The 14078-nt window shown below is 40.5% G+C and carries 14 protein-coding genes, 1 tRNA gene and 1 rRNA gene; 8 read left to right on the forward strand and 8 right to left on the reverse strand.

Translation table 11 applies throughout. From position 1 onward, the window contains the following. Nucleotides 1-242: 242 nt before the first annotated feature. From putP to AC1DVK_RS24710, 3 genes are all read right to left on the reverse strand, one after another. The gene (putP, locus tag AC1DVK_RS24700) at nt 243-1715 is read right to left on the reverse strand and encodes a sodium/proline symporter PutP (RefSeq protein ID WP_477627619.1); all 1473 of its coding nucleotides are present in this window, start codon (nt 1713-1715) and stop codon (nt 243-245) included. 152 nt (nt 1716-1867) lie between these two features. Further along, entirely contained in the window at nt 1868-3409 is a 1542-nt protein-coding gene (gene pruA / locus AC1DVK_RS24705) for an L-glutamate gamma-semialdehyde dehydrogenase (protein WP_410862343.1), read from the reverse strand. A 62-nt stretch (nt 3410-3471) separates the two neighbouring features. Next, a complete protein-coding gene (locus tag AC1DVK_RS24710) occupies nt 3472-4389 on the reverse strand; it encodes a proline dehydrogenase family protein (protein ID WP_061465349.1) in 918 nt (305 codons plus the stop codon). A gap of 411 nt (nt 4390-4800) precedes the next feature. Between AC1DVK_RS24710 and AC1DVK_RS24715 the strand changes: the two genes are divergently transcribed. The 3 genes from AC1DVK_RS24715 to AC1DVK_RS24725 all read left to right on the forward strand — a co-directional run bounded on the left by AC1DVK_RS24715 (nt 4801) and on the right by AC1DVK_RS24725 (nt 5583). After that, nucleotides 4801-4977, forward strand: coding sequence for a hypothetical protein (locus AC1DVK_RS24715; RefSeq protein WP_176431794.1), 177 nt, complete (start codon nt 4801-4803; stop codon nt 4975-4977). 195 nt (nt 4978-5172) lie between these two features. Continuing rightward, nucleotides 5173-5343 carry an ASCH domain-containing protein gene (locus AC1DVK_RS24720; RefSeq protein WP_477627620.1) on the forward strand — a complete coding sequence of 57 codons (171 nt, stop codon included), beginning with the start codon at nt 5173-5175 and terminating at the stop codon, nt 5341-5343. A gap of 33 nt (nt 5344-5376) precedes the next feature. After that, a complete protein-coding gene (locus AC1DVK_RS24725; RefSeq protein ID WP_477627621.1) occupies nt 5377-5583 on the forward strand; it encodes a hypothetical protein in 207 nt (68 codons plus the stop codon). A gap of 65 nt (nt 5584-5648) precedes the next feature. On the opposite strand, the gene AC1DVK_RS24730 is transcribed toward AC1DVK_RS24725, so the two are convergent. After that, nucleotides 5649-5879, reverse strand: coding sequence for a helix-turn-helix domain-containing protein (locus AC1DVK_RS24730; protein ID WP_061465348.1), 231 nt, complete (start codon nt 5877-5879; stop codon nt 5649-5651). Nucleotides 5880-6329: 450 nt separating this feature from the next. Between AC1DVK_RS24730 and AC1DVK_RS24735 the strand changes: the two genes are divergently transcribed. The 3 genes from AC1DVK_RS24735 to AC1DVK_RS24745 all read left to right on the forward strand — a co-directional run bounded on the left by AC1DVK_RS24735 (nt 6330) and on the right by AC1DVK_RS24745 (nt 8635). Further along, nucleotides 6330-6725, forward strand: a complete 396-nt coding sequence (locus tag AC1DVK_RS24735) for a VOC family protein (RefSeq protein WP_061465347.1) — start codon at nt 6330-6332, stop codon at nt 6723-6725. A gap of 9 nt (nt 6726-6734) precedes the next feature. After that, a complete protein-coding gene (locus tag AC1DVK_RS24740; RefSeq protein WP_410862347.1) occupies nt 6735-7106 on the forward strand; it encodes an MmcQ/YjbR family DNA-binding protein in 372 nt (123 codons plus the stop codon). Between the two features lie 326 nt (nt 7107-7432). After that, nucleotides 7433-8635 (forward strand): aminotransferase-like domain-containing protein, encoded by a 1203-nt coding sequence (locus AC1DVK_RS24745; protein WP_477627624.1) that lies wholly within the window; start codon nt 7433-7435, stop codon nt 8633-8635. Between the two features lie 517 nt (nt 8636-9152). Here AC1DVK_RS24745 and AC1DVK_RS24750 read toward each other — a convergent pair. From AC1DVK_RS24750 to AC1DVK_RS24760, 3 genes are all read right to left on the reverse strand, one after another. Next, a tRNA-Ala gene (locus AC1DVK_RS24750) sits at nt 9153-9225 on the reverse strand. Nucleotides 9226-9632: 407 nt separating this feature from the next. After that, nucleotides 9633-11000 (reverse strand): beta-propeller fold lactonase family protein, encoded by a 1368-nt coding sequence (locus AC1DVK_RS24755; protein WP_477627622.1) that lies wholly within the window; start codon nt 10998-11000, stop codon nt 9633-9635. A gap of 506 nt (nt 11001-11506) precedes the next feature. Further along, nucleotides 11507-12214 (reverse strand): MgtC/SapB family protein, encoded by a 708-nt coding sequence (locus AC1DVK_RS24760; protein ID WP_061465345.1) that lies wholly within the window; start codon nt 12212-12214, stop codon nt 11507-11509. A 149-nt stretch (nt 12215-12363) separates the two neighbouring features. Here AC1DVK_RS24760 and AC1DVK_RS24765 point away from each other — a divergent pair, with 149 nt between their 5' ends. Continuing rightward, nucleotides 12364-13269: a DMT family transporter gene (locus tag AC1DVK_RS24765; RefSeq protein ID WP_477627623.1), complete on the forward strand. Its 906-nt coding sequence runs from the start codon at nt 12364-12366 to the stop codon at nt 13267-13269. Nucleotides 13270-13300: 31 nt separating this feature from the next. On the opposite strand, the gene AC1DVK_RS24770 is transcribed toward AC1DVK_RS24765, so the two are convergent. Continuing rightward, on the reverse strand, nt 13301-13486 hold the full coding sequence (locus tag AC1DVK_RS24770) for a hypothetical protein (protein WP_141133607.1): 186 nt from the start codon (nt 13484-13486) through the stop codon (nt 13301-13303). A gap of 437 nt (nt 13487-13923) precedes the next feature. On the opposite strand from AC1DVK_RS24770, the gene AC1DVK_RS24775 reads away from it, so the two are divergent. Then, a 16S ribosomal RNA gene (locus AC1DVK_RS24775) occupies nt 13924-14078 on the forward strand; the annotation flags it as partial.

Here is a 14078-nt window from a genome sequence, read left to right on the forward strand (position 1 = left end):
AGGCACGGGTATGATGTTGCAAAATCCTCGGGTCTACTTGGCATGGAATTACAAGGAGCAATGGCTATTTTCACCGTTAACTTGAAAAGAATATTGAAATTAATGGCCTAAAAAAGTGACAAACAGAAGCAAAAAAAGACGATTTCCATTCAAGTACCGAATGAGAATCGTCTTTTTTTAATTTGATTTACCGTACTAGTTAGAAAAACGTGAGTTTTTCAGCAGCCTCCCTTTTAGGGGATCTATTTTTCTTTTAATGTTCTTTCAAACTCTTCGAACTTCTCTTCTACTTCCCTAGAAGGCTTGGCTGTAAGAAGACTGACCACTACGATGGCAATCAAGCTTGCGCCAAAACCAGGAATCATTTCATAAAGCGTATCGGATAATCCAGCCATTGACCAGAAGATTACAGTAGCGGCACCAACGACCATCCCTGCTAATGCCCCCCATCTTGTCATGCGTTTCCAGCAGAGGCTTAGTAAGACCAATGGACCGAATGAAGAACCGAATCCAGCCCAAGCATACCCGACAAGTCCAAGGATCGTGTCATTCTTTTCCCAAGAGAGGAAAAGAGCGATGATGGATACGATCAGTACAGAAAGTCTGCCCAAGAAGACAAGCTCTTTATCTGAAGCGGAACGACGGAAGAAGGTTTTGTATATATCCTCGGTTAAAGAGCTGGCTGTAACCAAAAGCTGCGAAGAAATCGTGCTCATGACGGCTGCCAGTATTGCTGAAATCAAGAAACCAGTAATGAATGGGTGGAATAGTATTTCCCCTAACTCTATGAAAATCGTTTCAGGATCAGCTAACTTCAGGTTGTTCTGAGAAAAATAAGTGATTCCGATGAATCCAGTCAGCATGGCACCGATACTGGAGAAAATCATCCAGCCCATACCGATATTACGGGCTTTTTTGATTTCCTTAACAGAACTGATCGCCATAAAGCGGACAATGATATGAGGCTGTCCGAAGTAGCCCAGTCCCCAAGCAAATAATGAGATGATTCCTAAAAAGCTCGTCCCAGTGAATATATTCAATAGAGCTGGATCAATGGAACGTGGCGTGTCAATCGAAGGACCGAAACCGCCCACATGGATAAGGGTAACGATCGGTACAAGGATCAAGGCAACGAACATGATGATTCCTTGAACAAAGTCTGTCCAGCTTACTGCCAGGAATCCGCCGAATAAAGTATAGGCGACAACAACGCCTGTCAAGATCCATAGGCCTGTATGGTAATCAAGGCCAAATGTACTTTGGAATAACACTCCGCCTGATACCATTCCGGAAGAAACGTAAAAGGTAAAGAATATTAGGATAACCAAAGCGGAAATGAGTCTTAAGATCCGTGAGCCCTCGCCAAAACGATTTTCCAGGAAAGCGGGGATCGTAATGGAGTTATTGGCGACTTCCGTATAGGTTCTCAATCTTGGTGCAACATACAGCCAGTTCGCGTAGGCTCCTAATGTAAGCCCGATTACAATCCAGATGGAACTTAGTCCTGTTGCGAACATGGCACCAGGCATCCCCATCAAAAGCCAACCGCTCATATCAGCGGCACCGGCGCTCAATGCAGTGACAGCAGGACCAAGACCCCGGTCGCCCAGCATGTAATCATTTAAATTGGATGTCCTTTTGTAAGCGAAGTAACCAATGAAAAGCATGCCCGCCATATAAATGCTGATCGAAATTATTAATGAGTAATCAATCATATGAAGACCCCTTTCAGGAATTTTTTTGTTTTAAAAGAGGAAGCAACTTATTTGTCACTTCCTCCATTTCCCCTCGTTTTTCGTATCGCAGAATGGAAGATACAAAAAGCGAGGGAATTCAAATCTTCTTTAAATTGCATAATGGGACATTATCAGAACGTTTCGGAAGTTGTTTTGGCTTGCATATGAAGCTGCAAGTAGTCCGGTCCGCCTGCCTTGGAATCGGTTCCTGACATGTTGAACCCGCCGAATGGCTGATAACCTACGATTGCACCAGTACAGCCGCGGTTGAAATACAAGTTACCCACATGGAATTCTTCACGTGCCTTTTCCATGTTAAGGCGATTTGTCGTAATGACAGCCCCAGTCAAACCATATTCTGTGTTATTGGCAATCTCAAGAGCCTCGTTAAAGTCCTTCGCTTTTGTGAAGGCAACGACTGGTCCGAAGATTTCTTCTTGCATCAAGCGGCCTTGCGGATCGACATCAGCGACGATTGTCGGTTGAACGAAGTAGCCTTTAGAGCTATCTCCTTCTCCTCCAGTCAGAATGCGTCCTTCTTGGTTTCCGATTTCAACGTAGCTCATGATTTTGTCAAAAGCAGCTTGATCGATAACCGGTCCCATGAAATGATTTTCTACAGGATTACCAACTGTAAGCTGTTTTGTTAATTCAACAGCGCGAGCTAAAACTTGATCATATACATCTTCAACGATGACAGCACGGGAGCAAGCAGAACATTTTTGTCCAGAGAAGCCAAATGCAGATTTCACGATCGATTGAGCAGCCAATTCCAAATCAGCCTCTTTGTCGACGACGATTGTATCTTTTCCGCCCATTTCAGCGATGACACGCTTCAGCCAAATTTGGCCTTCATTCACTTCTGAAGCACGTTTGTAAATACGCAGACCTACATCACGTGAACCTGTGAAGGAAATGAAACGTGTTTTTGGATGATCGACCAGGTAGTCGCCCACCTCTGCTCCGCTTCCTGGAACGAAATTCAACACACCTGCTGGAAGGCCGGCTTCAAGCATCACTTCAACGAATTTCGCAGCAACGATAGGTGTAGTAGAAGCTGGTTTCAACAGGATTGTGTTCCCGGTTACGATAGCGGCAACAGCAGTACCTGCCATGATCGCAAATGGGAAGTTCCAAGGAGAAATGATGATGCCTACTCCTAATGGAATGTAATCATAGCGGTTGAATTCTCCCGGACGGCTTTGAACAGGCACACCATCTTTAAGCGTCAGCATTTGACGGGCATAGAATTCAAGGAAATCGATCGCTTCCGCTGTATCGGCATCAGCCTCATTCCAAGGTTTTCCTGCTTCTTTTGTCAATAATGCAGAGAACTCATGCTTGCGTCTGCGAATGATGGCAGCAGCTTTGAATAAAACGTCAGCACGGATTTCCGGCTTCACTTTTTTCCAGCTTTCAAAAGCGGTAACAGCTTCTTGCATGGCCTTTTCAGCAAGGTCCCTGTTCGCTTTCGATACGCGGCCGATGACCTCTTCCTTATCGGCAGGGTTATATGAAACGATTTTCTCATCAGTCGTCACTTTTTCTGCCCCGATATAAAGAGGGTAGTCTTGCCCTAAGTAGCCTTCAACAGTTTGAAGAGCCTCCTGATAAGCTTTCTTGTTTTCCTCGTTTGTAAAATCGACAAATGGTTCATGTTTATATGAAATCATTGATAATCACACCTTTTAATAGATTTTTTGTAGCAATCAAGAATGTTGAATATTGAATATATTTAGCTTCTTACCATCCCTTTGAAGGCAAAAGCAATATTGGATGGCCTTTCTGCAAGCCTTCTCATGAAGTATCCATACCAATCCAGACCATATGGTACATAGACGCGCATTTTGTAACCTTGCTTGACCAATTCATATTGAGTCTTGTTCCTCATGCCATAAAGCATTTGGAATTCGAATTGTGTATTTGGGATGTCATATTTCTTGGCCAGCTCTTTTGTATATTCGATGATTTTGTCATCATGTGAGGCAATGGCCGTATAATTTCCGTTAAGAAGACTTTGCTTAATCAACTTTTTATAGTTTTCATCTACATCATCCTTTTCTGGAAAAGCCACCTCGGGAGATTCCTTGTAGGCACCTTTTACGAGACGCAGGAATGGCTTATATTGGGCAAGGTCCTCCAAATCTTTCTCTGTGCGGAATAAATATGCTTGTAGAACAGTACTTATGCAGCTGTATTTTTCTTTGAAATGTCTAAAGATATCGATTGTAGCCTGACAGCGAACTTCATCTTCCATATCGATTGTGACCATGACTTTATGTTTTTCTGCTGTATCAAGGATTTTCGTCATATTCTCAATGACGAGATTATGATCGATATCTAGTCCCAATGAAGTCATTTTTAGGGAAACTTGTGAATCAAGTTTTTCCCTGCTGATCATTTCGATGGTTTCGATGCATTCTGCCGTCCGTTCCTGAGTCACTTCCTTGGAATCAACGAATTCCCCAAGATGGTCGACAGTAACCGACAAGCCACTATTATTAAGTTGTTTGATGAATTTAATGGAACTTTGGAAATCAGTTCCCCCAATGATCTTTCCAGCAGCAAAACTTCCGCCGCTTTTCTTAGCAATATTATTAAGCAGATTATTTTTAGATAAAAATAAGAAAAAGTCTCTTGTAATGGCTTCCATATAAGCGCACCCCCTAAGAAGATGTATTTCAATAAATTAAGCTTACGATTTTTCGACAATTTTCACAATGTTCTAAAAAAACAATAATAATGCCTCGCTTTTGTCGGTTATGGACAAATGAAAAGGTTTTCATTTCATCATTTTTAGTGGAATGAAGGGGAGGTTTATATATTTACTTAAAGAGAAAAGCTAGAAGGTAAGACAATAAGTAGAAAGAGATAACGGAAATGAAATTAGATAGTACGTTTAAAGGTGCTAACTCGACCATAATCATCCAATGCGTTATAATGAACCTTATTTACCAGAATGGGTGCAAGGGTTCAAAGAAACATGATTTATGAAGCTGTTCAGAATTTAAATGGGTGAAAACCGTAAAAATAAGTTGCATCGGCAAGCCGGGGAGGGTAAGAAATGGGTGCTGTATTTGATGCTGTATTTGAAGAACTTAAAGAAACATCAGGATTGATAATAGGCTTAATATTGGCTCTGGTTATAATGGGGCTGATCGGTTATGCCCTCACGAATGTCCGTGGAGCCGTTGTTTCACCTTTTGTTCGTTTCATTAAGAAACTGGTCAGTCGAAAATAGATGTAGCGGAATACATACATCCCCCTTTGTCCCTAACCGATAACAAGCCCTTGTTTAAAGAAATCCTGCAGGGTTTGTCTAAAAAGGACAAATGAATTGCAAGATATTAACATATCATCCGAAAATGATGAAAAACCCCCGCTCTTAATAGAAGTGGGGGATTTTAATTTTTAAATTCAGTTGGGGGCCGTTGGAATGAAGGTATTATCAATGATCCAGCCTTGGGCAAGTCTATTTGTCCTGGGAGAGGTCAAATATGAAACAAGGTCGTTGAGAACGATTCGTGGTCCGCTGACGATTCATACTAGTGAAAAAATGGATAAGGCTTTTCTGAAGCGAGAAGCCAATCCAGTTGTTGCTTGGTAGCATGGATACTCAAAGGGCAACCTCCCAACTGGTATGATCATTGGTGTATGTAAGCATGAAAATTGTTTAAAGGTAAATGAAAATAACGGGATGCAGGCAATACTACAATCGTTATCAGGCAATGATTATTTCTTAGGAGACAATAAACTGGGAGGGTACGCTTGGGAAGTTAAGGACATGCAGCTGCTGGATGACTTTATTCCAGTGAAAGGAAAGCATGGATCATGGGAGCCTGGATAAGGAGAGTATGAACAGTAATTGAACAAATACATTTAGCCCCGGCCATTACGCTAGGGCCTTTTTGTTTACAAATCAAAGTAGTCATCTGCCTTTGCTCCAGCATCTATACTTCGAACCGCCTTCATGATTTTCTTTAATACTCCGGCTGATGGCACATACTTTGGATCGCTGCAAACTCTGCTTATCGTATTGCGTGAGATTCCAGACGCACTTACAAACTCCTCTTGTGAATATCCGTGCTTATCGATGAATTTACCGACCTTACTTCGCGCCTTACCTTTCCCGAATCTAAACATTTTGATAACCTCCTAGATTTAATTTACTAGCAGTCTCGTCCAACTTTCACAAAAATATACACATAGTTTCGCAAATATTTGGTATCACGGACAAAGTGAGCAATTGGATGTATTGTGGGGTCGAAGGTTTCTAACGCAGTGACTATTCACCATAGAATAAGAAATTAAAAGAATTAATTATTAAAAAAATAATTGAAAAGATAAGTAGTAGGAGCATGAAGCCGATTCTTGTTGGTCGGAACTATCTATATTTTGAAGAACGGTTCTTGTTATCATTCTAAAAAGTTTATATCAGGATGTATGATGAGGCTCTAAAAATTGATTCAATGTCAATTGGAATAATTGTATTTATTTCCATATCTATTATAATAATAAGTGGGATATTGTAAGCGAAAACACTGGATAATTTAATGAATTGGTTAATTCTTGTAAAAAGTAGGAGGGGATCTCATGGGAAGATTAGTTCATTTCGAAATTCATGTAGATGATATGGAACGGGCAAAGAAGTTTTATGGAGAGGTATTCGGATGGTCATTTCAAGATTGGAGTGATTATGCAGGAATGCCTTACTTTGGAGCAGTAACTGGCGAGGAGAATGAACCTGGGGTCAATGGAGCTTTGATGCAGCGTCAAAGTGCTCCGCCGGAAACAAACCAAGCTTTAAATGCATTTGCTTGTACAATGGGAGTGGAAAATTACGATGTAACGGAAGCTAAAATTATTGAGATTGGCGGTAAGGTCGCCAAGCCCAAATATGCCCTGCCTGGAATGGCGTGGCAAGGATACTATATTGATACAGAAGGAAATATATTCGGAATTCATCAACCCGATGTGAATGCAAAATAGATTTTGAACATGAAATTACATGACACGGCAGGCATGCTTGAAAATGTACGTAATATCTGTCTTGCGCTGCCCGAAGCTGTCGAACATATTGATGGTTTTGGTCACAATACTTTTAAAATCAATGGAAAGTCCTTCGTGATTTCAGGCGAAAGTGAGAATGGATTCAGATTGTCGTTCAAGTCGGATCGGGAAACCCAAGAATTTTTGCTGCAGAAAGAGAATTTTTTCAAAACACCGTATATAGGACGTCACGGCTGGGTCTCCATTCAAAATCCGGATAGGGAAGGCTGGGGTGAATTGACCATTCTAATTCAAGAAGCCTATTTACGTGCGGCACCGAAGCGTTTGGTTAAGAAATACGAAGAGTTTCAAAAAAAGTGAAGAAAGGCGGAGGATCTGCCTTCTTCACTTTTTTACTTTCTTTTATCTGCATTACAGATACTCAAAGATAAAAATAACGACTTAATCTATACACACATAGCATAAAGAAAAAAGCTCCTAATGTATTGGAGCGGCCAAGAGAGTTCAGTGCAAAAGGCACTTCTGAATTTGCATCATTAATAGGTTGTCTCCGTCAGAGAAGAAAGTCTAAAGTACATGTAAGGGTGTTTCTGCAAAAGATTGATGATTATCTGCATAAGCAGCTATCTATAAAAAAATTGAGAAAATCAATCATGGTTCGATTGACGGAAAGGTGTATGGTTGAAGTGAATGTAGAATCTTTTTTTTCTGAAAACATTAAAGCGGCACTTAAGAATGATCCGCCAGGTGCATGGATGCCAGATCTGCCAGATGGTTGTATTCGCTTGAGTTCAGGCTATCCGGATCCAGCTCTCGTTCCTGCCGAGGAGCTCAAGGTAGCTGTAACCAGACTTCTTGATGAGGAGCAGGATTTGCCGCTCCATTATATCGGAAGTCCACGAATTGCAAGACTAAAGCAGCAAATTCAGAAAAGGTTGGCAGAGCGTGGAATTTCCGTTTTGGAAGAAAACCTTTTGGTTACATCAGGTGCTTGTCAGGGGATAGATCTTATTGCCCGCATTCTCCTTGATGATACTGCTGTCGTAGCTGTAGAATCTCCCACCTATATGGAGGCTTTAGAGATTTTTCAAAACTATACGAATCAGATTATTAGTATACCAATAGATGAACAGGGACTCCAAACATACCGATTAAAAGAAATGCTGGATGAAAGGAAACGTACAGGTCTAACCCTGCCGCGTTTTCTATATACAATCCCAACCTTTCAAAATCCAACTGGGACGACTATGACTACTGAGCGGCGGAAGCATTTATTGGAGCTTTCCATCGAGTTTGATTTCCTCATTCTAGAGGATGATGCATACGGGGAATTATCCTTCGGCAAAAATCCGCTGCCAATAAAAGCTATTGATGAAAGCGGGCGGGTCCTCCACGTTGGGTCATTATCCAAGGTTGTTGCGCCAGGAATGCGGATTGGATGGATAGCAGGAGAAAGTGAATTCATTAAGGCTTTAGAGTGGTTTAAAAAAGATTTAGACCATCCATTTGCTCAAAGCACAATGGCTGCATACTTAGAAAACACCGATTTTGAGCAAAGACTAGACCTTCTAAAAGATGTGTATCGCTCTAAATGTACTGCGTTAATCCGTTCGATGGAACAATTTCTTCCAGAATCCATTTCCTGGTATGTACCAGATGGTGGTTACTTTGTATGGGTGAGAATTCCTGGTGTTGATACATCGCATTTATTATCACAGGCTCTAGCTGAGGGTGTTTCATATGTTCCAGGGAAATACTTTTTCTTGGATCAAAACGATGGAACCGAGTTTCTCCGGCTCTCGTTCAGTTATGCCAATGAGAAAGAAATAATCGAGGGAATTCGAAGACTAGGGAAGGTTATCGCATCTTTTTTTCATAGATTGTCCTGAAGGATTGTTAGTTAGTAAATCATTGCAATGGTTTATTAACTAAGCTTTTCGAAGCTTTTATTGATAATAAATTTGAAATAAATTGAATGCGCCTACTTCCTAAAAGGAGGTAGGTGTATTTTGTAATAAAAGGATTCTTTAACTCCTTTGCGCTGATTTTATCGCAAATTCTTTCAAACTTTGGGAAATGATAAGCACCGTGGATAAGGCCCACTACTAAAGCACACAAAAAATGTGTATATGTAGATTGTGATGATTCAAATGATCACAATGAAGGTTAATTCTTGAAAGGAACTGACCAATTTTTTATTTTTTTCCTAAGCTTATCTGATATATGCACGTAAAGAAGTAGTATCTGGGTAAAGAACAAGAATGATTATGATAGTGTAAATGTTTTTAATTCAACTAAAAGTTACACTTAATACATATTAGCGTTTTATGACCAAAGTATGATCCGCGCGCTTATTATTTTTTTAGCCAAAGAAAAAAACCCTTGTTACACAAGGGTTTCTAAGTATGGAGCATAGCGGGATCGAACCGCTGACCTCTACGCTGCCAGCGTAGCGCTCTCCCAGCTGAGCTAATGCCCCGAATTGAGGTACAATAATTATTTTATCGGATTTTGGTGAAAAGTCAATATTAAATATGAGATTTTTGCAAAAATGATAAAAAACCGTTTGAGGGTAGTCAAACGGATCAGACTATAGAAGCGATGTATCAAGTTAACCTACAGTTTTTTTGTTTATACGATTTAGAGGTAAAAGACCTGAAGCATAATAATGTAACCATTACACCAACGAAATCGCTTTTTCAACATTAGAGCTGCAGCCAGCTGTCATTAAAGGAAAAAAATCATTACCACTAAATAATAATTGATTTGATCATGTTAATCCATCTCTCGGTTTGTTTTTTTCATCTGTTCAAAAATATTAACGGTTTTTATCTTAAACAATTTTTTGTGCCACTTTTCAGCGTTCCTGATTCCTTGTTCTTGCGCTTATTCCTCAAAAACCTTTTTTTTGATTACATACCAGACATTATTGACGCCTTGTCCATTTATATCACCTGCATGTTTATCTTTCGCATAGTAATAAAGTGGGTGCCCTTTATATGTTGTTTGTTTTTGTCCGTCATCTCTTATGATTGTTTTAAAGTCTTTTTTGTCGAATCCTTTATTGGAGCTGATGTTATCTGCATGGAATGACGGCCAAATTTCAAGACATTGGCCTTTGCAATTACTGACACTAGAATCATCTTTAGTGAAATAATAAAGTGTCATTCCGTCTTGATCTGCTACATATTTCCCCACTTCGTCAGATTCTAGTATTTTAAGCTTATATTTTTTTTGCTTATCCTGAATTATATCCGTTATGGTGTATGTTTTAACATCAACACGCGCAATAGAGAGATCCCGATTTAATACATAAGCCTGATCCCCGTCATGGCTAAAGACAATTGCTTGCCTTGGTTCTTTGAAACCCCCGATTGTTTTAACTACGCGGTGATCAGCGACATTGATCACGTCAATCGTATTATCAGCTTTGTTGCTTGCAAAAAGGAGTTTATCATCAGGCGATAGAGCCGCTCCATATGGCTCACGTCCCACTTTGATTTCACCCTTAATATTACCGTCTAGCGTATCAACTGCGGAAATGCTGTTGCGTCCGCTGTTGGCGGCATATAATGTTCCTCCATCAGCGGTAATCGAGATTCCGCGAATACTGGAGAACCCTGATATTTCACGAATGATTTTTTTAGTGGTGGCATCAACGATGGACACTTTATCTCCTTGAAAGTTCGTGACAAAGATATATTTTCCGTCTGAAGAGACTTTAATGCCTTGCCTTGGTTGGGCGAAACCGGTAATGACGTCAATCGGTTTTCGTTTTTCCAGATCGACGACCGTGACGGAATTGTGTGCTTGATTGTTCACATACAATGTCTTTCCATCCGGACTGACAGCAGTCCCGAATGCACCTGGACCAATGACAACTTCATCTTTCAAGGTGAAATTTTTAATACTGTAAAACCGGAGTGTACCGAGCGTACTGTCTGAGACGACAAACTCTGAACCGTCATCAATAAACACGATGTTTCTCGGTGAACCGAAGCCGTCAATCTTTTTGCGCAACTTGCCTTTGGCGAGATCATAGACCAGGATGGATTGTTCTCGGCTATCTGAGACAATCGCTATTCGCTCATCCGGACTAACAGCAAGGGAATTGTTGGTGATGTGGGTGTCAAAGCCTGTCCCTAACACTGGGCTTTTACCTTTAGTAGAAGAAGCACCAATTACATTTGGTATAAAAACCACAAATAGTAAGGGAATAATCCATATACTCTTTAACTTCATCTTTTTAAACATTACTCACCTCGGGAAGTTATTTTCTTGATCATTGTTTAAATCCCTGTCAATATCTTGCTGGTTGTCCTAACCACCTTTCTTTGAAATGTTTAATCAAGTCAGAGTTCGTCCCCTCACTATATATAAACGTATGGAGAAGGATATCGGTTTGATTACTTTGCAAATTTAAAATAAATGTATAGAGTGGACCCTTAAATAAAGGAATGGGCCCCAGTGAAGTCACGTAACACTAGACTTTCTCACTGACCGATGGATGATAGTAAATGTCCATGTATGCATATTAGGTGTTGGATTCTGGTGTTAAAGATAAAACCTGAGGATTGAGTTTTTGCAGGCAATTGTACTTTCCCGGGGTCAAAAATGGTCTAAACGTAGTGGACTCGTAGAAGATCAATCTCTTAATATTGAGGAAAATTCAAAGGGAATTTCAAAAGGGGTTCGGAATGTTTAATTCCGAATCCCTTTTATTGGTGAACCGTTTGAGGGTAAGTCAAACGGTTTTCTTATTAGGCATTTTCAATCTCTACCCGTGCAATTTCCTTAAGGTTGGAAACGGTATAATACACTTCTGATGTTCTAACTTTATGATCGACCAATACTTTAAGCGTCAAAAGGTGGTGGTCTTCTTCCACATCTTTGATTCTTAGGTTTTTGATGAATATTTTTTCGTCTTTGATTTTTTTCAGCACGACGGCAATGTCATCTTTATTTTTCACCACCAGCTGCAGAAAGATTTCTTTTTGCCGCAACTTCATCGGTCCGAGCCAGGTAACGATTAAGGGCACCAATTCGACACTTATAATCAATAGTATGACGCCGGCTATGGCCTCAAGAAAAAATCCTGCTCCAACGGCAATCCCGATACCGGCAGCTCCCCAGATGATGGCAGCTGTCGTTAAACCGGATATGCTGTTATTGTCCCTCCGGAGAATGACGCCAGCCCCGATAAAGCCGACGCCAGAAACAATCTGAGCGGCTAGACGCAAGGGGTCCATTGTGATGTTTACGTGTTCACTCCCTGGGAACTTATAAGCGGATTCCATGGAAACGATCGTTAATAAGCAGCTGACGATTGAAATGACCAGGCTTGTTTTTAATCCAACGGGTTTTCGTTTCATTTCTCGCTCTAGTCCGATGATTAGGCCGAGGAGAGCTGAAATACCCAATTTTATAAGGATTTGCAATTCCGATTGCGGGTCGAATGTCCATTCCATTTGTTTCACCACTTCCAAATATTATCGATGAATAAGATCGTGTGTTGCCATATACCCGTTTTTCAAAAAAGCTTACCCTTATAATTTTAACATAGTAGAATAGAGTTCAATAATACGTAACGTCATTCCGATTGAAAGGAGGAATTTAAATGCAAATGCCAAAAGTGAATCCCTATGTTGCGTTGGCGATCGGTGTTGCATCCGTTTCATTTTCGGCCATCCTTGTTAAATTGGCGACTGCTCCATCGGGTGTTATAGCTTTTTACCGTTTATTATTTACCGTCCTTCTTATGCTTCCGGTGTTTTTGGTGAAATACCGCCATGAACTTATATTCATTGGGAAAAAGGATTGGCTATATTCGATTGCGGCAGGAGTTTTCTTGGCTTTTCATTTTATTTTATGGTTTGAATCGCTTAATTACACGTCTGTCGCCAGTTCAACTGTGCTTGTCACCCTTCAGCCATTATTCGCTTTTGCTGGAGCCTATTTGTTTTTCAAAGAAAGATTTTCAATGAAGGCAATATTGAGCGGCATCATTGCGATAGCAGGCAGCCTTGTCATTAGCTGGGGAGATTTGAGAATCAGCGGTATGGCGCTTTGGGGAGATATTCTTTCGCTTATCGCATGTGCGTTGGTAACCGGTTATTTACTATTTGGCCAAAATGTTCGAAAACGCGTCTCTTCTATAACATATACATTTGTCGTGTATGCAATCAGTGCTGTTACTTTGTTTTTCTATGTGATCTTCAAGGAAGAGGGATTGGCCCCGTATCCGGCTGCCGATTGGATCTATTTTGTTTTGCTTGCCATTTTCCCGACTTTATTAGGACACTCTTTATTCAATTGGTCTTTAAAGTGGTTAAGCACTTCGACGCTTTCGATGGGAATCTTACTTGAACCGGTTGGAGCAACGGTTCTGGCTTACTTCATATTGGATGAACCGATACTCTGGACGCAGGTCCTTGGAGGTACAATCATATTGGGTGGTTTGATGATGTTCCTAGTGGATGAAAAGAAAAGTAAGGTATATAAAGAAGCGAAGGTCTCCGTATAAAAGCAGTAAGTCTCCCGACTTACTGCTTTATTTAATAGGGGTGAAACAAATAGGTGATCCGTGTGAAAATCAAAGCGAAAGTAAAGCTGAATAAAAACGTCGTGCCATTCACCCTGCCTTTTTCTTTGCTGAACCTAATGGCTTCATAATAAGCAGAACTGAATAAATAAAGGGCCATACTGTAAGAAATGAGTAATCCGATTAATGATAGATTCATCGCTTCACCTCAAGGGAAAAAGATATCTATATATGTCTATTTGTGTTTCTTTGGAAATATGCTTCGTTTATTCATGAAACATGTGCTTGTTCCGGAAAAAGGGGACAGGGTGGTGGGGATGATGAAAAGGATATATAGAGGAAAAAAGAAAAAAACATTTTTTTTGAAAAAGTTTTTAAAAACATATTGCAAACATTTTTGGTACATGGTATATTATTTCTTGTCGCTAAGACAGCAACACAAACAGCCAACAACTTGATGAAAAAAATTCAAAAAAGTTGTTGACGAAACGTGACACAATGTGTTACATTATAGAAGTCGCTTCTGAGAGAAACGACAACAGATTGCTCTTTGAAAACTGAACAAAACAAAGCGCCAACGTTAAATTTTAAGTGAGCACACACTATCAAAAAAGCAAAATGAGCAAGTCAAACATTTCTTCGGAGAGTTTGATCCTGGCTCAGGACGAACGCTGGCGGCGTGCCTAATACATGCAAGTCGAGCGAATCGATGGGAGCTTGCTCCCTGAGATTAGCGGCGGACGGGTGAGTAACACGTGGGCAACCTGCCTATAAGACTGGGATAACTTCGG

The organism is Peribacillus sp. P4_B1 (assembly GCF_056402395.1).

What these genes read in the sequence shown, in the direction of transcription:
- AC1DVK_RS24765 (WP_477627623.1), top strand. Translation starts at nt 12,364, where the DNA reads ATGCAAATGCCAAAAGTGAATCCCTATGTTGCGTTGGCGATCGGTGTT.
- putP (WP_477627619.1), bottom strand. Translation starts at nt 1,715, where the DNA reads ATGATTGATTACTCATTAATAATTTCGATCAGCATTTATATGGCGGGC.
- AC1DVK_RS24755 (WP_477627622.1), bottom strand. Translation starts at nt 11,000, where the DNA reads ATGTTTAAAAAGATGAAGTTAAAGAGTATATGGATTATTCCCTTACTA.
- AC1DVK_RS24740 (WP_410862347.1), top strand. Translation starts at nt 6,735, where the DNA reads ATGAAATTACATGACACGGCAGGCATGCTTGAAAATGTACGTAATATC.
- AC1DVK_RS24760 (WP_061465345.1), bottom strand. Translation starts at nt 12,214, where the DNA reads ATGGAATGGACATTCGACCCGCAATCGGAATTGCAAATCCTTATAAAA.
- AC1DVK_RS24770 (WP_141133607.1), bottom strand. Translation starts at nt 13,486, where the DNA reads ATGAATCTATCATTAATCGGATTACTCATTTCTTACAGTATGGCCCTT.
- AC1DVK_RS24715 (WP_176431794.1), top strand. Translation starts at nt 4,801, where the DNA reads ATGGGTGCTGTATTTGATGCTGTATTTGAAGAACTTAAAGAAACATCA.
- AC1DVK_RS24710 (WP_061465349.1), bottom strand. Translation starts at nt 4,389, where the DNA reads ATGGAAGCCATTACAAGAGACTTTTTCTTATTTTTATCTAAAAATAAT.
- AC1DVK_RS24730 (WP_061465348.1), bottom strand. Translation starts at nt 5,879, where the DNA reads ATGTTTAGATTCGGGAAAGGTAAGGCGCGAAGTAAGGTCGGTAAATTC.
- AC1DVK_RS24725 (WP_477627621.1), top strand. Translation starts at nt 5,377, where the DNA reads ATGATCATTGGTGTATGTAAGCATGAAAATTGTTTAAAGGTAAATGAA.
- AC1DVK_RS24720 (WP_477627620.1), top strand. Translation starts at nt 5,173, where the DNA reads ATGAAGGTATTATCAATGATCCAGCCTTGGGCAAGTCTATTTGTCCTG.
- AC1DVK_RS24735 (WP_061465347.1), top strand. Translation starts at nt 6,330, where the DNA reads ATGGGAAGATTAGTTCATTTCGAAATTCATGTAGATGATATGGAACGG.
- pruA (WP_410862343.1), bottom strand. Translation starts at nt 3,409, where the DNA reads ATGATTTCATATAAACATGAACCATTTGTCGATTTTACAAACGAGGAA.